We start from the raw sequence: 18,500 nt of genomic DNA, 5'->3' as shown, positions 1-18,500 counted from the left end.
GGCGGCCCTCATCTGCCACCCGGACAGACCCCTGCAGGCGGCGTGTCAGGCCGCCGTTCCGTAGCCGCCGCCCCCCGGCGTGCAGACCTCGAACACATCGCCGGGCTGCATCTGCACGGCGCCGATGTGCTCCAGCGCCTCGACCTGGCCATCGGCGCGCAGCACACGGTTGATGCCCGGCTGCCCCGGCTGGCCGCCCGCCATGCCGAAGGCCGGGTTCAGGCGTCCGTTGGACAGAATGCTGGCCGTCATGGCTTCCAGGAAGCGCACGCGCCGCACACCGCCGCTGCCCCCATGCCAGCGCCCGCTGCCGCCCGAGCCTTCGCGGATGGCATAGCTGTCCAGCATGACGGGGAAGCGGAACTCCAGCACCTCCGGATCTGTCAGGCGCGAATTGGTCATGTGCGTCTGGACGACGCTGGTGCCGTTGAACCCGCGCTCCACCCGGCCCTCGGCGTCCAGCACCGCGCCCGCGCCGCTGCCGCCGGCAATGGTCTCGTAGTACTGGTGGTGCGCATTGCCGAAGGTGAAGTTGTTCATGGTGGGCTGGCTGCCCGCCATCACGCCCAGCGCGCCGAACAGCGCATTGGTGATGCAGGTGGAGGTCTCCACATTGCCCGCCACCACCGAGGCCGGTGCATTGGGGTTGAGCATGCAGCCCTGGGGAATGATGACCTTCAAAGGCTTGAGGCAGCCCGCGTTGAGCGGGATGTCGTCGTCCACCAGCGTGCGGAACACGTACAGCACGGCCGCCATGCACACGGCGCGCGGCGCATTGAAGTTGTTGGTCTGCTGGGCGCTGGTGCCCGAGAAGTCGATGACCGCGCTGCGACCCGCCGTATCCACGGTGACGGCCACGCGGATCTGCGCGCCGTTGTCCAGGGGCAGCGTGAACTGCCCGTTCCTGAGCCGCGTGATGACGCGGCGCACCGACTCCTCGGCGTTGTCCTGCACATGGCCCATGTAGGCCTGCACCACGGGCAGGCCGAACTGGGCCACCATCTTGCGCAGCTCCTGCACGCCTTTTTCATTGGCCGCGATCTGGGCCTTCAGGTCGGCCAGGTTCTGGTGCGGGTTGCGGCTCGGGTACTCGCCGCTTTGCAGCAGCTCGACCATCTCCTGGCCGCGCAGCACGCCGCGATCGACCAGCTTGAAGTTGTCGATCTGCACGCCCTCTTCCTCGATGCGCGTGGAAAACGGCGGCATGGAACCGGGCGTGATGCCGCCCACGTCGGCATGGTGGCCCCGGCTGCCCACGTAGAAGGTGGGGGAGGCCTCGTCGGCCACGTACACGGGCGTGATGACCGTGATGTCGGGCAGGTGGGTGCCGCCCTGGTAGGGGTCGTTGAGCACATAGACATCGCCCCGGGCCATGCGCCCGGCGTTCTTGCGGATCACCGTCTGGATGCTCTCGCCCATGGAGCCCAGGTGCACGGGCATGTGCGGCGCATTGGCGATGAGGTGGCCCTCGGCGTCGAACAGCGCGCAGCTGAAGTCCAGCCGTTCCTTGATGTTCACCGAGTAGGCCGTGTTCTGCAGCTGCAGGCCCATCTGCTCGGCGATGTTCATGAACAGGTTGTTGAAGACTTCCAGCAGCACCGGGTCCACCGAGGTGCCGGCCGCGTACTCGACCTTGCGCGCGACCACGCGGTCCAGCACCAGATGGTCCAGCGCCGTGAGCCGCGCCAGCCAGCCGGGCTCGACCACCGTGGTGGCATTGCGCTCGGCGATGATGGCCGGGCCGGGGATGGCGTCGCCGGGCCGCAGGTCCTCGCGCACCACCAGGGCCGCGTCATGCCAGGCACCGTCGGAGTACATGCGCACGGTTTCGCGGCGCGGATGCTCGCGCGGCGGATGCTCCTGCAGCACCGGCTCGCTGGGCGCATCGCCCGCAATCACGGCTTCGACGGAAACGGCTTCCACCACCAGGCCCTTGCCCGCCATCAGGAAGGCGAACCGCTGGCGATAGGCCGACTCGAAGGCCGCCTGAATGTCGTCCAGCCCGCCGAAGGGCACGGCCAGGGCGGAATCGGTGCCCTCATAGCGCACATGCACGTTGTAGCGTACCTGCACGGGGCTGGCACCGACCTGCTGGCGCTCAAGCTCGGTCTTGGCCGCGTCGCCCAGCGAATCCAGCGATTCCGCGATCAACGGCAAGGCCGCCGCAGACAGCGCCACCTCCATCGCCTGTTCACGGATGACGGTCTGGTCCGCCAGGCCCATGCCGTAGGCGCTGAGCACGCCGGCCAGCGGATGCACGAACACACGGGTCATGCCCAGGGCATCGGCCACCAGGCAGGCATGCTGGCCGCCCGCGCCGCCAAAGCACTGCAGCGTGTAGCGCGTCACGTCATAGCCGCGCGCCACACTGATCTTCTTGATGGCGTTGGCCATCTGCTGCACGGCGATGCGGATGAAGCCTTCGGCCACTTCCTCGGGCCTGCGCCCCGTCTGCACCGCCAGTTCATCGAAGCGCGCCCGCACGGCCTCGCCATCGAGCCGCTCGTTGGCGGCCGGGCCGAACACGCTGGGGAAGTAGCGGGGCTGGACCTTGCCCACCATCACGTTCGCATCGGTCACGGCCAGGGGCCCGCCACGGCGGTAGCTCACGGGGCCGGGGTTGGCGCCCGCGCTCTCCGGGCCCACGCGAAAGCGCGAGCCGTCATAGGCCAGTACCGAGCCGCCACCGGCGGCCACCGTGTGGATGCTCATCATCGGCGCGCGCATGCGCACACCGGCCACCTGGGTCTCGAACTCGCGCTCGAAGGCGCCAGCGTAGTGGCTGACATCGGTGGAGGTGCCGCCCATGTCGAAGCCGATGACCTTGTCGTGCCCGGCCAGCCCTGCCGTGCGGGCCATGCCCACGATGCCGCCGGCCGGCCCGCTCAGGATGGCATCCTTGCCCTGGAAGCTGCCCGCATCGGCCAGCCCGCCGGAGGACTGCATGAAAAACAGCCGCACGCCCGGCATCTCGCCAGCCACCTGCTCTACATAGCGGCGCAAGATGGGCGAGAGGTAGGCATCGACCACCGTGGTGTCGCCCCGGCTCACGAACTTCATCAGCGGACTGGTCTCGTGCGAGGTGCTGATCTGCGTGAATCCCGCCTGCCGCGCAATGCGCGCCGCAATCTGCTCGTGCCGCATGTAGCGGTAGCCATGCATGAAGACGATGGCCACGCTGCGCAGGCCCCGGGCATGGGCCTGCAGCAGCGCGGTGTGCAGGTGCAGCACGTCCAGTTCCTGCTGCACTTGCCCATGGGCATCCACGCGCTCAAGCGCCTCCACCACCTCGCTGTACAGCAGCTCGGGCAGCTGGATATGCCGGTCGAACAGGCGCGGGCGGTTCTGGTATGCAATGCGCAGCGCATCGCGAAAGCCCCGCGTGGTCACCAGCAGCGTGGGCTCGCCCTTGCGCTCCAGCAGCGCATTGGTGGCCACCGTGGTGCCCATCTTCACGCACTCCACAAGGTCCGGCGTGACCGGCTCGCCGGGCTTGAGGCCCAGCAGGTGGCGGATGCCGGCCACGGCCGCATCACGGTACTGCTCGGGGTTTTCCGACAGCAGCTTGTGCGTGGCCAAGCTGCCATTGGGCCGCTTGCCCACGATGTCGGTGAAAGTGCCGCCGCGGTCTATCCAGAACTGCCAGCGCCTGTCATGGGGAGTGGAGCGTTCTTGCATGGTGTCGGAACCCGTTTGTCTCGAAGTTGAAGTCAGGAAAACCGTGGCCTGGAGCACGGCCCTCCGCCGGTGCCCACCACTGGCGTCCAATCTAAAAGTGCCCCTGGACCGCGTCCATCGAGAAGTTTTCGCCCCCTCTGTTCACGAAAACTGAACAGGATCAGCCCCTTGCCGGCCGGCGACGCAAAGAAAAAGGCCCGCCGAAGCGGGCCCCATGCCAGGCAGGCCGTCAGAACGCGGCCAGATGGCTGTTGCGCAACTCCGTCACCAGCATGTGGCCCGGCTCGTGCGTGATGGCGAATGGCAGGGCCGCCGAGCGGATGGCCTGCTGGGGCGTCACGCCGCAGGCCCAGAACACGGGGATCTCCCCGGGTTTGAGCGCCATGGGCTCGCCGAAGTCCGGCCGCTCGATATCGGCAATGCCGATCTGCGCGGGGTCGCCCAGGTGCACGGGCGCCCCATGCACGCTGGGAAAGCGCGAAGTCACCTGGATCGCACGGATGGCCTGGGCGGCCGTCATGGGCCGCATGCTGACCACCATCCGGCCACCGAACCGGCCCGCCTGGCCGTTGGCAATGTCGGTGATGAACATGGGAGCGCCCCGGCCCTCGTCGATATGGCGCACGGGCACGCCGGCATCGCGCAGCGCGTCCTCGAAGGAATAGGAGCAGCCGATGACGAAGCCCATCAGGTCGTCGCGCCACAGGTCCGTGAGGTCATTGACCTGCTCGGCCCTGTGACCATCGCGAAACACCCAGTACGAGGGCAGGTCGGTCTTCAGATCGATATCGCCGAGCTCGGGCACGCGGCTGCTGCCGGGCTCGGTCACGCCGATCAGCGGGCAGGACTTGGGATTCAGCCGGGCAAAGCGCAGGAACTCCTCGCTGCACTCGCGCGGCAGTATCGCCAGGTTGCCCTGGGTGTAGCCGGGGCACTGCCCGGCCGTCTGCCCGCGAAAGCGTCCGGCGCGCACCTCCTGGCGGAATTCGGTCGGATGGGTCCAATGCGTCATGGGGGAGCCTCTATTGAATGGAGATGCCCCCCAATGTAAAAAGCAGCAGGCCACCGGTCCACTCAGGAATTGTGCGCAGCCTCCCCCAGGAAAACTGAACAGCCACCGCAGCCCGCGCAGCCTCCCCATGAACATCCGCTTTCTGGAAACCTTTGTGCTGCTGGCACGCATCGGCAGCGTGCGCCGCGTGGCCGAACTGGTGCATGCCAGCCCCGGCGCCGTCTCCATGCGCATACGCGGGCTGGAGTCGGACCTGGGCGTGACCCTGTTCCACTGGGACCGCAAGACGCTGCAGATCACCGATGCCGGCGCCCGCTTGCTGCGGCATGCGGAAGCCGTCATCGAAGCCACACGCACCCTGGAGCGTGCCGCCAGGTCCGACGACGCCATCGGCTGCCGCCTGCGGGTCGGCGTGCTGGAGACGGCGGTACACACCTTCCTGCCCGAATTCGTCAAGGCGATGGGCGCCAGCCTGCCGCACATCGAGCTGGACCTGACCGTGGATCTGAGCACCCACCTGTCGGAGCAGATGATGCGGCGCGACCTGGACCTGATCGTGCGCACCGGCAGCGGCGTGGACCCCCAGTTCGCCGTGGTCGAGAACCTGCTGGAAGTGCCCGTGCACTGGATTGCCAGGCGGGGCCTGGTGCCCAGGAAGGATGGTCTGCACAAGGCGCTGGGCAAGCAATTGCTGACCCAGATGCGCGGCACCGGTCCCTACGAGCAGGCCGTGGCCATGGCACAGCAGCTGGCCGTGCAAAGCGGCATGGTCTCCAGCGATCTGCGCATCTCGGGATCGCCCTCGCTGGCGGCCCTGGTCTCGCTGGTGCGCGAGGGCCTGGGCGTCGCCATCATGCACGGCATGCTGGTGGCGCCGCAGCTCGAAAGCGGGGAGCTGGTGGAGCTGGAGCTGCCCACGCCGCCCTCCTTTCGCATCACCACCTGGTACCCCAAGAGCCCGTCGCCCGGCGTCACCGACACTGCCCAGGTGCTGCGCCGCGTCTGCAAGAGCTACTGCAAGCGGGTCAGCCCGCATCTGACGCGGTACATCGGCTAGGGCGCGGATGCCGGCGGAGGCTCCTGCCCATGCAGCAGCGCCAGAAAGCTGGCGGCCGCCTGGCTCAGCGGCCGGTCGCGTCGCACCAGGCTGCCGTAGGCCTGCAGGTTGCGGCGCATGCGATAGGGCAGGATGCGGACCATGCCGTGCGCGGCGCTGTCCCGGGCCACGGCCTGCGGAATCACGGCGATCAGGTCGGAGTTGCGCACCAGGTTCATGGTGGTGAGGATGGAGCCCGTCTCGATCAGGCCGCGCGGCAGCGGCAGGCCGTGGGCCTGGAACTCTTGATCGATCAGCGCGCGCATGGGGCTGCCGGACGGCTGCAGCACCCAGCCATGGGCCTGCAGCTGCGCAAAGCCCACGCTGCGGGCACGCGCCAGCGGATGGCTGCAGCCCACGATGATGGACAGGGCCTCGTCATCAATGGTGCGGAACAGATGGGCGGGATCGGCCTGCCCGGTCTGCCGGCCCACCACCACCTCCAGCACGCCGTCCTGCAACTGCGCCAGCAGCCGGTCGCTGGTGTCCACGGCCACCTCGATGGACAGCAGCGGCCACTGGCGCTTGAGCGCCAGCAGCGCCTGTGTCAGCCGCCCCGGCGAGGCCGCCATGATGCTGCCCACGGCCAGCCGCCCCGCGCTGCCTTCGCGCAGTTCCTGCAGCTCGCGGTTCAGCGCCTCCATGCCGCCGCGCAGGTGGCGGAAGTAGCCTGTCACGCGCTCGCCCGCCGCGTTCAGCTGCAGGCCGCGCCCCACGCGGTCGAACAGGGGCAGGCCCAGCGCGCTTTCCAGCTCATGCAGCATCTTGGTGGCGGCCGGCTGGCTCAGTCCCAGCTCGGCTGCGGCGCCGCGCAGCGTGCCCTTCTGGTCGATGGCCAGCATCAGCGCCACCTGCCGCATGCGCAGGCGGTTGAGCAGTTGCGGCGTGCTGTCCCTGCGGTCGATGGAGCCCATAGGAATATCCCGTGAATTGATTACCTAAGGTTATTGATTCATCAGCAACTTTCAGTTTACGGCAATCAATCATCTGCCTAGCATGGGTCCACAACAAAAGCACCGGAGACAAGACATGCAACGCCGCCCCCTGCTGCTGGCCGCAGCTGCCCTGCTGCCCGCCATCGCCCTGGCCCAAACCCCGCCGGACTGGCCCACGCGGCCTGTGCGCATGCTTGTGGGCTCGGCCCCGGGCGGCGGCACGGATGCCATGGCACGCGCCGTGGCCGACCGGCTGGCGCCGCTGCTGCGCCAGCCGGTGATCGTGGAAAACCGCCCCGGCGTCTCCAACACCCTGGCCGTGGACATGACGGCCAAGTCCACGGACGGGCACACCATGGTGATGGGCGTGGTCACGGCCCATGCCATTGCCCCGCACCTGCTCAAGCTGGGCTACGACAGCAACCGCGACCTGGTGCCCGTGGCCTATGTGGGCGCAGTGCCCAACGTGCTGGTGGTGGGCAACAACCTGCCCGCGAACTCGGTGCAGGAACTGGTCGCCCTGGCCCGCAAGGAGCCCGGCAGGATCAACTTCGCCAGCAGCGGCACGGGCAGCACCCAGCACATCGCGGCCGAGATGTTCAAGGACGCGGCCGGCATCGAACTGACCCACGTGCCCTACAAGGGCAGCGCCGCCGCCCTGGTGGATCTGGTCAGCGGCCAGGTGCAGATGAGCTTTGACACCATGCCTTCGGTGATCGGCCAGATCAAGGCCGGCAAGCTGCGCGCCCTGGGCGTGACATCGGCCCGGCGCAACGCCCAGCTGCCCCAGGTGCCCACGCTGGCCGAGGCCGGCCTGCCTGGCGTGGAGATAGGCGCCTGGTACGGCATCTACATGCCAGCGGCCACACCCCGCGCCGTGCAGGCCCGGGTGCACGACGAGGTCAACAAGGTGCTGGCCATGCCCGAGACGCGCACGCGCCTGGAGGCCGTGGGCGCCGAGCTGCAGCCCATGGGCCAGGCGGAGTTCATCGCCTTGCACAACGCCGAGTACCAGCGCTTCGGCGAAATCATCCGCAAGAACCACATCAAGATCGACTGAGCCGCACATGCCCGCATCCGAACTTCCCGTTGTCGCCCTGACCCTGGGCGATCCCGCCGGCATAGGCGCCGAACTGATCGCACGCCTGCTGGCGCGGCCCGAGGCCATGCAAAAGGCCAACATCGTGCTGGCCGGCGACCCCTGGCTGTGGCAGCAGGGCCAGCGCATCGCGGGCCTGCAGGTGGTCACCGCGCCCATCGCCAGCATGGCCCATGCACGGGGCCGCACCGATACCGCCCTGCCCGCCTTCCTGGCCCTGGACACGGTGGCCCCCGATGCCGTGCACCAGGGCCGTGCCGAAGCCGCAGGCGGGCGCTCGGTGCTGCAGGTGCTGGACCTGTGCATGGACGCGGCCCAGGCCGGCCAGATCGACGCCATCTGCTTTGCGCCGCTCAACAAGCAGGCCATGAAGCTGGGCGGCCTGCGCCATGAGGACGAGCTGCACCACTTTGCCGAGTACCTGGGCGTCACCGGCTATTTCTGCGAATTCAACACGCTGGGCGATCTGTGGACCTCGCGCATTTCCTCGCATGTGCCGCTCAGGGACGTGGCCGGCTATCTGAGCCAGGAGCGCATCGCCCAGGCGGCCGAGCTGATCTACCGCGCGCTGCTGGCCAGCGGCATGGCGGCCCCCAAGGTGGCGATTGCGGGCTTCAACCCGCACAACGGCGATGGCGGCACCTGCGGGCGCGAGGAAATCGACATCATCGCGCCGGCCGTGCGCGCGCTGCAGGCCCGCGACTGGCCCACGCCCGATCCGTTCCACGGACCCTTCCCGGCCGACACCATCTTCCTGAAGGCCCAGGCGGGCGAGTACCAGGCCATCGTGACCATGTACCACGACCAGGGCCAGATCGCCATCAAGCTGCTGGGCTTCTCGCGCGGCGTGACCGTGCAGGGCGGCCTGCCGATCCCCATCACCACGCCGGCCCACGGCACGGCCTATGACATCGCGGGCCAGGGCCGGGCCAGCGTGGAGGCCACCTGGCAGGCCTTTTTGATCGCCTGCCGCATGGGCGCCGCGCGCCTTTGCTGACTGACTTCACTCCCTCGCCATCACCATCATGAAAATCAAATCCGTCCGCGCCCGCGTCTACGAATGGCAAGGCAAGACCGTGCCGCCCCAGGGCAACTTCTGCTCCAACGCCATGGACCTGCTCTATGCGCCGCAGGAGACCATGTCCACCTTCCGCTTCCATTCCTGGACGGTGGTGGAGATCGAGACCGACGACGGCATCGTCGGCCTGGGCAACGTGGCGCTGGCGCCGCGCATCGCCAAGGCCATCATCGACGAGTACCTGGCGCCCCTGGTCATCGGCCACGACCCGTGGGACTACGAGTACCTGTGGCAGCGCATGTACCGCGCCACGCACGCCTGGGGCCGCAAGGGCGTGACCATGGCCGCCATCTCGGCCGTGGACCTGGCCATCTGGGACATCCTGGGCAAGAGCGTGAACAAGCCTGTGTTCAAGCTGCTGGGCGGGCGCACCAAGGAAAGGATTCCCTGCTACTACAGCAAGCTCTACCGCACCGACCTCAAGGCCATGCAGGAAGAGGCGCAAAAATTCCTGGACCAGGGCTTCAAGGCCTTCAAGATGCGCTTCGGCTACGGCCCGGCCCATCTGCAGGAAGGCGTGCGCGAGAACCTGCGCTCGGTCGAGGCCGTGCGCGAAGTCATAGGCTACGACTGCGACCTGATGCTGGAGTGCTACATGGGCTGGAATCTGGAGTACGCCAGGCGCATGCTGCCCAAGCTGGAGAAGTTCGAGCCGCGCTGGCTGGAGGAGCCCGTGATCGCCGACGACATCGACGGCTACGCCGAACTCAACCGGCTCAGCAGCATTCCGATCTCGGGCGGCGAGCACGAGTTCAGCCTCTACGGCTTCAAGCAACTGCTCGACAAAAAGGCCGTCAGCGTCGTGCAGTACGACACCAACCGCGTGGGCGGCATCACGGCGGCGCACAAGATCAACGCGCTGTGCGAGGCGTTCAGCGTGCCCGTCATCCCGCATGCGGGCCAGATGCACAACTACCACCTGACCATGAGCACGCTGGCCTCGCCCATGGCCGAGTACTTCCCCATCTTCGACGTGGAGGTGGGCAACGAGCTGTTCTGGTACATCTTCGACGGCGAGCCCGTGGCCGAGAACGGCTTCCTGCAGCTCAGGGACGATATGCCGGGCCTGGGCCTCACGCTCAAGACCGAGTACCTGGACCAGTTCCGCATCGTCGAATGAGGGAGCACGCCATGCCCGGAATTTCTCGTCCGCGCTACAGCGGCATCTTCCCCGTGGTCCCCACCACCTTCCACGAGGACGGCACGCTGGACCTGGCCAGCCAGAGGCGCTGCCTGGATTTCATGATCGACTCGGGCGTGGATGGCCTGTGCATCCTGGCCAACTTCTCCGAGCAGTTCCTGCTGGCCGATGACGAGCGCGAGGTCCTCACGCGCACGGCGCTCGAGCATGTGGCGGGCCGCGTGCCCGTGATCGTCACCACCACGCACACCTCATCGCGCGTGTGCGCCGAGCGAAGCCGCCGCGCGCAGGACATGGGCGCGGCCATGGTGATGGTCATGCCGCCCTACCATGGCGCCACCTTCCGCTTCGGCGAGCCCCAGATCCAGGGCTTCTTCCAGGCCGTGTCCGATGCCATCGCCATTCCCATCATGGTCCAGGACGCGCCGGCCGCAGGCACGCCGCTGTCTCCCGCCTTCCTCGCGCGCATGGCCCGCGAGATCGAGCAGGTCTGCTACTTCAAGATGGAAACCGCAGGCGCCGCCGGCAAGCTGCGCGAACTCATCGCCCTGGGCGGCGACGCCATCGAAGGCCCCTGGGATGGCGAAGAAGCCATCACCCTGCTGGCCGACCTGGAGGCCGGCGCCACGGACTCCATGACGGGCGGCGGCTTTGCCGACGGCATACGCCCCATCATCGAAGCGCACAGAAACGGCGACCCCGACACCGCATTCGCCCTCTACCAGCGCTGGCTGCCCCTGATCAACCACGAAAACCGCCAGGCCGGCTTCCTGGCCGCCAAGGCGCTGATGAAGGCCGGCGGCGTGATCGCCTGCGACGCGCCGCGCGCGCCCTGGCCGCCCATGCACCCCGAGGTGCGCCGCCAGTTGCTGGACATTGCACGGCGGCTCGATCCGCTGGTGCTGCGCTGGGGGCACTGAGGGAGTTGATGGCCCAAGAATCGCGCGCAACCGGCCTCATCCGCGCCGTCTGCGCCGCCCGCCTAGCCAGGCCATGCACAGGACCAGCAAACCGAGTGACCAAGGCGAAAGCAAGGGAATCGGTGCGGCACCCGCGGGCGCCACAGGTGCGGCCAGGATGGCCAAGCCGCCCGGGTCGGTGATACGGCCGTCCTTCAAGCCGTCGCTATCGCCCTGACCACCGTCAATGAGATCGATTTCCACCCAGGATGAACCGGTGGCAACAATCGGGATTTGGTACCAGTGCAACACCCCCGCAGGGGTGCTGCGGCCATATTTCCAGTAGGTTGCGCCGGCCGGCACGGCAGACGGATAGTCGAGGCGCATGCGCACGGAGTTGCCCGCACCCACGTTCTCAAGCACAAAGCTCACCAGCCCGAAAGGGAAGCTGCGGCCTGCCAGTAGCGGCACGCCAGCGTCGATTGTGGTGTTGAATCCGGCCTGTGAGAAATAGGCATGCGCGGGCAAGGCCTGTGCGGCCGACTGAACCGTGACCGTCACCGTGCCCGCACCGCTGGGCGAAGGACCACTGACGGACAAGAGCCCGCCACCACCCGCCAACCCACCCGTGCCAACTGGCGCAACCGTATTGCGCAGGGTGAAGCTGGCCGAACCACCAGCTGCCGTAGCAGTCACCGCATAGTCGCCCATCAAGCCGTTGGCAGTGACTGCAGTCTCCGCATAGCCGTTGGCATCGGTGCTGACCTGCGTCTGCACCCGCCCGCCGGCAAAGCTTGCCGAAGCACCGGCCCCGGGCGCAGTGAAGCTCACAGGACGTCCCGCGAGTGCCGCGCCACCCGCGCCCAACAAGCGGACACGCAAGCTCTGCCCGAATGCTGCCCCTACAGGCGCCGATTGAGGCGTGCCCGCTGCCGTGCTCAGTACGCCTGGCGCAGCGCAGGTCTGGGCGTCGGCAACGGTTTCGGGAAACGGCGTGTTGGAAATTCCCGAGATGACGATGTCGTCAACCTCCCAGCCTTCCTCGCCTCCCCCCATGTCGGTCTGGATGACCCAGGCCAGCCGAACAGTCCGCCCGGCATAGAGGGGACCCAGATTCACCTGTTCGCTTTCCGCCGCAGGCCAGTGCGGACTTTGGCCGACATAGGCGGGCTGGCCTTCTGCAGGATTGCCGGAACCCACATAGAGCAAATCCGAATAGCCGGGAGTCATGATGCGAGCCCATGTCGCACCGTCGTCCGCGGAAAGCATCAATTGCCCGCCGTCGTAGTTGTTTTGGCCATCCTGCTCAAAACGATAGCGGTGATTGAACGACACGATGAAGTTGCCTGTGGCGGCAACCTGCAGCGGTGGCGTCATCAACCAGTGCGAGCCAGCCGCTTCGGGGGATCCGCCGCCGTAGAGACGGTTGGAGGCGCCATCGGCGCGCACTCTCCAGTTGTCTGCAAACACAGGCAGGCTGCTGCCCATCTGCATGACACTGGGAACAGCCTGCCCATCGTCCGATGCCAGTCGCCCCGGCAACACATCGATATTCAGAGGCAGATCCAATTGCTGCTGCACCGGGCCGTTTTCCTGCTCCGCATGGCTGAGCATGGCCGTGATGCGTGCATTGGCGGGCACCAACAGGCCGTCGAGCTTCAAACTTGCCGTGACCACCAGGCTCTGCCCTGCACCAATGCCAGGCACGGCGACTGCTGCACCGTCAGGAAATGACAGTCCCGGCATGCTGGACGACAACTGCAACTGTGCCCCTGTCACCGGCAAAGCGCCGCGATTGCGCAAGGTAAGGCGAAGCACACCGGTTTCGCCGTTGTCGAGGATGGCGTCGGCATCGCAGCGCTGGCTGTTGGCATCGGCCATGCTCAAGGCCATGGCATCGAGCTCCAAGGCACCACTGAGGCTGAAGCTTTCAACCACGCCCACATTGGTTTCTGAATAGCGATCGGCCATGGACCGGGCCCAGGTGCCTGCTCCGCGCTTGGCAAAGGCCTGGGCAAAGCGCTGGTGATCGGCAGGATCCTCGGCCAAAGCGGCAGCCAGCAGTGCATCGCGCGCCTCGGTCAGCAGCGGATTGACAGGGGTGAGCTTGTAGCCGGAGACCAGGTAGCGCTTCATGCGATCCTGGGCCTCTTGAAATGGATGGGCATTGAGCAGGGCCACATAGCATTCCCAAAGCATGGAGGCCCATACCTCCCCCATGTTGTGAACCTCGGCATTGCCAGACACAAAGGCTGGCGCCGGGCTGGGAGGCAGAGAGATGCCATTCTGTATATGCCTGAACGTCAACGGGTTCCTGGCCATGTCCGTGGAGTACGGATAGCGGCGCATGCCATACAGTGCCGTATTGCGGATGTCGGCATCTGCAGGGCCCTCGACAGCTCCCAGCGAATACGCGGCGACGCTGTAGGCGCCCTGGAATTGTTGATTGCCGGCCTGGTTGCGGTCCTGGTCGGCAACCATCATCAGCAGGGCATGAAAGTCTCCCCAGCCTTCGCCCAAGCCCGACGCATGGTTGCTCCCGAGGCCATTGGCATTGCCGATAAGGCGGTTGCTGATGAAGTGCCCCCACTCGTGGGCAATGATGCTGCCGTCCAGCGCACTGCTGCGCTCCGCAGCAATGCCCGTGAGACGCAACGGCACAACCTCACCAGCCGTCAGCCGGGCTCTCCATGCATTGCCGTCGGACTGTGCAACATGAACAGAGGGAATGGTGATATTCAGCGAAGAATCGTTGGCCCCCATCTGGGATGGCGTGCCTGCCACGTTGTTGATCACCGCCACACCCACAGCACCTGCGTTCTGCGCCTGAGCCACCTTGGCATCGAAGGAGCAGGAACCACGCTCAACCAGCGCAATCTTGCCAGCCACTTCCGCCGCATTGGTGAGCGCCGAGCACGCAATGGCAGGCTGAGCGGAGACAAGGTCGGAGGCCACCTCGAACTGCTCCGGGCCGAACGCAGCTCCTGCAACGGACACACCTCCAGCCAACGAAGAAGGAGGCAGTACCGATGCGCTGACGCCCCGGTTGTTGAACCGATACATGCGCATGCGGGACGGCGCGCCATCAGCGCGCGTCAGCATGTTGGCATTGTTCGTCCCACTGAAATCCAGGGCCTGGGCCAGCAGGGCATCGCCACCCAGGCCACCTCGCCCAAAGTTGTCGTTCTGCGCATTGCCCGCCGCTTCGTTGAAGCCAGCGGAATAAAACCAATCGTGCAGCCAGTTGGTCACATAGAACAACTGCACCACGGAGGCTGCAGCCTGGGTCTTGTCTGCCAAGGCCCCCCGAGTCACATCGTAGTAATGGTCAAAAACCCCGGGGGCCGTAACGCAAGCGCGGAAGTCCGCCGCAACAGGACCTCCGGCGCATTCGTTGGCATCCACGGGACCGAGGCCATCTGGCAAGACCAGGTTGGCAAAGGCCTGAACATTGTTGCCGTCGGTCAGCGTAGCCCCTGAAGCCAGCCAGGGGTTGACGCCCCCTCCACCGCTCACCAGGCTGGGCTGCACCAGAGGCAGCGCATAGCCATCGGCCAGACCCGTGGGGTGTGGGGAGCCATTGCGCCCCTGAGGACCGGGATGCGGCACACCCGAGACAGGGTCAGCCCAAACCCGGTAGTCGTGGGCATGGGCAGACTGGTTGTTGCGCAGCAGCAGCCGGCCATCATCGGCAGCCACCACATAGGCGAAGCCGTACTCCTCACCCTGCTCATGCACCAGCAATTCAACGTAGAAAGCAGCACTCAGGCCCTGGGGCAGGCGGAACCAGACAGGCTTGACGCGCACGGGGCCCTCAAGCACGGCACCATCCGCCCCCTTCACCCCCTTCGGCAACGCCAGCCACTTGTAGGGACCCACCTCTGATTTGGCGGGAGGAGCGACCTCGTGCAGCGAGGACGCCACCTCGGCCCCAAAACCATAGTCCTGCAACGCCCTCGCCACGGCCTCAGGTGCGCCCAGCTTGGCCGAGCCCGAGGCCGCCGCCAGTGCGGTGCTTCCCAGATATCCTCCAATGGCCGCAGCCCGGGCCTGACCATCGAGCAAGACGGTAGCCTGGTCTCGAAAGACCTCGATGCCATCGCGCTGGTTGCCCAGGCTCACCAAGCGTGCACCTCCCCGCAGAGCCTGCACATGGCCAAGCGGCGCTGCATCCACCTCCTGGGAAGTCAGACCGTAGAGATCCGCCACGGCTTTGAGTTCACGCCGTGCCGCGCCTTCCGCGTCGACTGCCGCAGCCTGGGCCCGTACCTCGCCACTGCGATCCGTGCGATCCGTACGCAACTGAACAAAGGTGGGCAAGCCCAGACGCTCCTCTCGTGAGAGCTTTTGCACTCGCTCAGGCAGAACAGTCGCGCGGGCAGACTGGGCGTGCACAAGCAACGGCGCGTCCGCCAAGGCATCAATGGAGGCAAGTTCCCGCGCATGCGATTGAGGAAAAGCAAACAAAGTCGCACAGGCAAGCGCACTCAATGAAAAGACTCGAAAGGCTTGATGCATAAAAAGGGGAAACGAAAATGAATGGAGAAAATGCCGCAATGGCTATTGAACGCGATGTTGCATGCACCCGTACTTTTTAACAAGTCACCAAAATCAGTTACAGCAGCGGGTTCCGCCACCAGCAAACGAAAGCCTGGGCTATGCTGGCTGCCGCCAACGACATGCCCCCTCTACACCAATGACTGCACCAAGCTCTGCGAACTTCGAAATTGACGACGCGCTCTACGCCCGAATCCTGCAATGGAGCGACGCACAGGCCCTGGCCCAGCAGACCGTGAGCTTCTTCATGCGCGAAGGCGAGCACACCATCGGCATCGATATGCAAGTGCTCGGCGCAACGCAGACATCGACCGATACACCCGGCATGCGGCAGTTCTCCCTGGTGTTTCGCGGTCCGCGCCAGCCGCAGCTGCCGCAGCGCACTTACCGCGTGCGCCATGCGCAGCTCGGTGACTACGCCATCTTCATCACGCCCATTGCGCAGTCGGCAGGCCATGTCGATTACGAGGCCTGCTTTTCCCATGCCGTCTGAGCCGTTCGTGCCCGAGCTGCCACCGCTGAATCTGGAGGATGTGCGGCTGCGCCTGGCCGAAGAAGCCGACTACGCTTTTCTCCGCGCCCTGTACCGCCAGGTACGCGCTGCCGAACTGGCGCCCGTGCCCTGGAGCGAAGCTGAAAAGCATGCCTTCTGCGATTCGCAGTTCGCTTTGCAGGACCAGCACTACCGCAAGCACTACGCACACAGCGCGTTTTTCGTGATCGAGAGGGCAGGTCTGCCTATAGGCCGGCTCTACCTCAATCTCGCACCCGGGCCATTGGGAGTGATGGACATCTCGCTCGACGCCGCTGTTCAAGGCCAGGGACTGGGCACGGCCCTCATGCAATGGCTGGCCGGCTGGGCAGATCAAGAAGGGCGCGACATGCAGCTGTTCGTGGAAGCCAACAATCCAGCCCGGCGCCTGTATACGCGTTTGGGCTTTGTCGAGCAGGACCAGGAAGGCATCTACCTGCGCATGCGCAGGACCGCGGCGCTCAGCCGCGGTTGAACACGGCTTCCAGCAGACCGCCTTGCGCGTCGCTGGGACTCAGGAAGACAGCGTGGCGTCCCAGAGCCGGGTGAGCGATTTCCCAGGTGTTCTGTGGCAAGGCACCTGGGCGGGACAACTCAAACAGGGCGCTGAAAGACCGGTCACTCTGCAGAGCGTGCGGCAGCGCGCTCAGCGCAACCAAACGTAACTCAGCCGCTTCCCCGGCGACCGAGAAATTGTGGCCAAGCAGCGGCTGAAAGTGGCTGCGGCGCAACTCCATGGCCACAGCGCTGACGCCCATCGGAATGCTGGAAGCAGCCGCTGCAGCGGGCAAGGCCCCTGCAACCTGCATGAAAGCACGGCGTCCTGTCTTCATCGTGGCCCTTCCTGCCAAAGCAACGGCAGCAAAATATTTTTGCTGCGCAACAGATTGGCATACTAAACTATTTTGCAATTATTAACGTTTTCTAACTTCACCCCACTTTGCCATGGCTCAACCCTACGTTGGGGAAATCCGGATGTTTGCCGGCAACTTCGCGCCATCAGGCTGGATGTTCTGCGAAGGGCAGCTCCTGCCCATCTCTGAATACGAAACCCTTTTCAATCTGATCGGCACGACATACGGCGGTGATGGCCAAAGCACGTTCGCCCTGCCAGACATGCGTGGCCGCATCCCCCTGCACGTAGGCAACGAATTCACGCTGGCCCAGGCCGCTGGAGTCGAAGAGGTCACGCTGACCGTCAATCAGATTCCAGCCCACACGCACGGCGTTCCCGCTTCCTCCGGCACCGGCTTTCTGGCCTCGCCCGCCGACGCAGTGTTTGCCAAGCACAGGGATCACAAGGCCTTTGTGAACGGCGCCCCCGCCACGTACATGGCTACATCGATGGTGAGTTCAGCAGGAGGGTCACAGCCGCATACCAATATGCCGCCCTATCTTTGCGTGAACTTCATCATCTCGCTGTTCGGCATCTATCCCTTACCCACCTGATGTCTACCCCTTTTCTCGGAGAGGTTCGCGTCTTCTCCTTCAACTTCGCCCCCAAAGGCTGGGCCCTTTGCAATGGGCAATTGCTGCCCATCAACCAGAACCAGGCACTGTTCTCGCTGCTGGGCACGACCTACGGTGGCAACGGGCAGACCAACTTTGCACTGCCCGACCTGCGCGGCCGCATGCCCATGCACATGGGAGCCGGCCATACGCTGGGAGAGAGAGCAGGCGAGCAAGCCCATACCCTGACCCTGCCAGAGATACCGCAGCACAGCCACGCCATGGCCGCTTCCGGCACCACGGGCCAGGCGACATCGGGCAACGGCAACCTGCCTGCAGCGGCGCGCGGCCACTATGCGCAAAGCGGCAATACGACCATGCCCGCCCTGTTGGCCAATGTGGGCGGCAGCCAGCCACACCTCAATATGCCGCCCTATCTGGCACTGAGCTTTTGCATGGCCATGCAAGGCCTCTTTCCTTCTCAGACCTGAAGACCATGTCCGATCCCTTCGTCGCCGAAATCCGCCTTGGCGGGTTCAACTTCGCACCCAAGGGCTGGGCCTTTTGCGATGGTCAGCTCATACCGCTTTCTCAGAACACGGCGCTGTTTTCCCTGCTGGGAACGGCATATGGTGGAGATGGCAAGTCCAACTTCGCGCTTCCCGACTTGCAGGGCCGCATGCCCATGCACCCGGGCCAAGGACCTGGACTGTCACTGCGCGATCTGGGCGAATCCGGCGGTGTTGAAACCGTGACGCTGCAGGCATCGGAAATTCCCGTCCACAGCCATCTGGCCCGAGCGGGCACGCCTGCGGATCCCGCTGTAGCAAGCCCGGCAGGCGCCGTCCTGGGCACCGCACCGACGCGCCCCTACATCGCGCCAGCCTCCAACACCTCTGCGGTCACCATGGCTCCCCCTCAACCTGCGGGCGGCAGCCAGCCACACAACAATCTTCCGCCCTACCTAGTCATGAACTTCATCATCGCCTTGCAGGGCATCTTCCCCGCACGGAGCTGAGTACAC

General features: G+C 65.8%; 15 protein-coding genes. 10 read left to right on the top strand and 5 right to left on the bottom strand.

Annotated elements, in window-relative coordinates; translation table 11 throughout:
* Nucleotides 1-45: 45 nt before the first annotated feature.
* Nucleotides 46-3,678, bottom strand: coding sequence for a hydantoinase B/oxoprolinase family protein (locus tag KDK82_RS04070; RefSeq protein WP_088164081.1), 3,633 nt, complete (start codon nucleotides 3,676-3,678; stop codon nucleotides 46-48).
* A gap of 229 nt (nucleotides 3,679-3,907) precedes the next feature.
* Nucleotides 3,908-4,690, bottom strand: coding sequence for a putative hydro-lyase (locus tag KDK82_RS04065; RefSeq protein ID WP_088164080.1), 783 nt, complete (start codon nucleotides 4,688-4,690; stop codon nucleotides 3,908-3,910).
* 127 nt (nucleotides 4,691-4,817) lie between these two features.
* Between KDK82_RS04065 and KDK82_RS04060 the strand changes: the two genes are divergently transcribed.
* On the top strand, nucleotides 4,818-5,747 hold the full coding sequence (locus tag KDK82_RS04060) for a LysR family transcriptional regulator (RefSeq protein WP_088164079.1): 930 nt from the start codon (nucleotides 4,818-4,820) through the stop codon (nucleotides 5,745-5,747).
* Here KDK82_RS04060 and KDK82_RS04055 read toward each other — a convergent pair.
* Nucleotides 5,744-6,700, bottom strand: a complete 957-nt coding sequence (locus tag KDK82_RS04055; protein ID WP_088164078.1) for a LysR family transcriptional regulator — start codon at nucleotides 6,698-6,700, stop codon at nucleotides 5,744-5,746. The two genes, KDK82_RS04060 and KDK82_RS04055, sit on opposite strands and share 4 nt — an antisense overlap.
* Before the next feature lie 115 nt (nucleotides 6,701-6,815).
* Between KDK82_RS04055 and KDK82_RS04050 the strand changes: the two genes are divergently transcribed.
* Genes KDK82_RS04050 through KDK82_RS04035 form a run of 4 tightly spaced genes read left to right on the top strand, consistent with a single transcriptional unit; the run spans nucleotide 6,816 to nucleotide 10,959 of the window.
* The gene (locus KDK82_RS04050; protein ID WP_088164077.1) at nucleotides 6,816-7,781 is read left to right on the top strand and encodes a tripartite tricarboxylate transporter substrate binding protein; all 966 of its coding nucleotides are present in this window, start codon (nucleotides 6,816-6,818) and stop codon (nucleotides 7,779-7,781) included.
* A 7-nt stretch (nucleotides 7,782-7,788) separates the two neighbouring features.
* The gene (locus tag KDK82_RS04045; protein ID WP_088164076.1) at nucleotides 7,789-8,817 is read left to right on the top strand and encodes a 4-hydroxythreonine-4-phosphate dehydrogenase PdxA; all 1,029 of its coding nucleotides are present in this window, start codon (nucleotides 7,789-7,791) and stop codon (nucleotides 8,815-8,817) included.
* 28 nt (nucleotides 8,818-8,845) lie between these two features.
* Nucleotides 8,846-10,018, top strand: a complete 1,173-nt coding sequence (locus KDK82_RS04040) for an L-rhamnonate dehydratase (RefSeq protein WP_088164075.1) — start codon at nucleotides 8,846-8,848, stop codon at nucleotides 10,016-10,018.
* 11 nt (nucleotides 10,019-10,029) lie between these two features.
* A complete protein-coding gene (locus tag KDK82_RS04035; protein WP_088164074.1) occupies nucleotides 10,030-10,959 on the top strand; it encodes a dihydrodipicolinate synthase family protein in 930 nt (309 codons plus the stop codon).
* A 36-nt stretch (nucleotides 10,960-10,995) separates the two neighbouring features.
* On the opposite strand, the gene KDK82_RS04030 is transcribed toward KDK82_RS04035, so the two are convergent.
* Nucleotides 10,996-15,456 carry an XrtH-dependent M36 family metallopeptidase gene (locus KDK82_RS04030; RefSeq protein WP_088164073.1) on the bottom strand — a complete coding sequence of 1,487 codons (4,461 nt, stop codon included), beginning with the start codon at nucleotides 15,454-15,456 and terminating at the stop codon, nucleotides 10,996-10,998.
* Between the two features lie 178 nt (nucleotides 15,457-15,634).
* Here KDK82_RS04030 and KDK82_RS04025 point away from each other — a divergent pair, with 178 nt between their 5' ends.
* Both KDK82_RS04025 and KDK82_RS04020 read left to right on the top strand, forming a co-directional pair.
* The gene (locus KDK82_RS04025) at nucleotides 15,635-15,988 is read left to right on the top strand and encodes a hypothetical protein (RefSeq protein ID WP_088164072.1); all 354 of its coding nucleotides are present in this window, start codon (nucleotides 15,635-15,637) and stop codon (nucleotides 15,986-15,988) included.
* A complete protein-coding gene (locus KDK82_RS04020) occupies nucleotides 15,978-16,502 on the top strand; it encodes a GNAT family N-acetyltransferase (RefSeq protein ID WP_013801408.1) in 525 nt (174 codons plus the stop codon). The genes KDK82_RS04025 and KDK82_RS04020 overlap by 11 nt, the downstream gene beginning before the upstream one ends.
* Here KDK82_RS04020 and KDK82_RS04015 read toward each other — a convergent pair.
* On the bottom strand, nucleotides 16,489-16,860 hold the full coding sequence (locus KDK82_RS04015) for a hypothetical protein (protein ID WP_071956528.1): 372 nt from the start codon (nucleotides 16,858-16,860) through the stop codon (nucleotides 16,489-16,491). The genes KDK82_RS04020 and KDK82_RS04015 overlap by 14 nt on opposite strands.
* Before the next feature lie 142 nt (nucleotides 16,861-17,002).
* Here KDK82_RS04015 and KDK82_RS04010 point away from each other — a divergent pair, with 142 nt between their 5' ends.
* Genes KDK82_RS04010 through KDK82_RS04000 form a run of 3 tightly spaced genes read left to right on the top strand, consistent with a single transcriptional unit; the run spans nucleotide 17,003 to nucleotide 18,494 of the window.
* A complete protein-coding gene (locus KDK82_RS04010) occupies nucleotides 17,003-17,476 on the top strand; it encodes a phage tail protein (RefSeq protein WP_088164071.1) in 474 nt (157 codons plus the stop codon).
* Nucleotides 17,476-17,967 (top strand): phage tail protein, encoded by a 492-nt coding sequence (locus KDK82_RS04005; protein ID WP_013801405.1) that lies wholly within the window; start codon nucleotides 17,476-17,478, stop codon nucleotides 17,965-17,967. The genes KDK82_RS04010 and KDK82_RS04005 overlap by 1 nt, the downstream gene beginning before the upstream one ends.
* Before the next feature lie 5 nt (nucleotides 17,968-17,972).
* Nucleotides 17,973-18,494, top strand: coding sequence for a phage tail protein (locus tag KDK82_RS04000; RefSeq protein WP_013801404.1), 522 nt, complete (start codon nucleotides 17,973-17,975; stop codon nucleotides 18,492-18,494).
* Nucleotides 18,495-18,500 lie beyond the last annotated feature (6 nt).

Source organism: Delftia sp. K82 (assembly GCF_002193035.1).
GTDB classification, from domain to species: Bacteria; Pseudomonadota; Gammaproteobacteria; order Burkholderiales; family Burkholderiaceae_C; genus Comamonas; species Comamonas acidovorans.
This window is presented reverse-complemented; position numbering and strand designations above follow the sequence as displayed.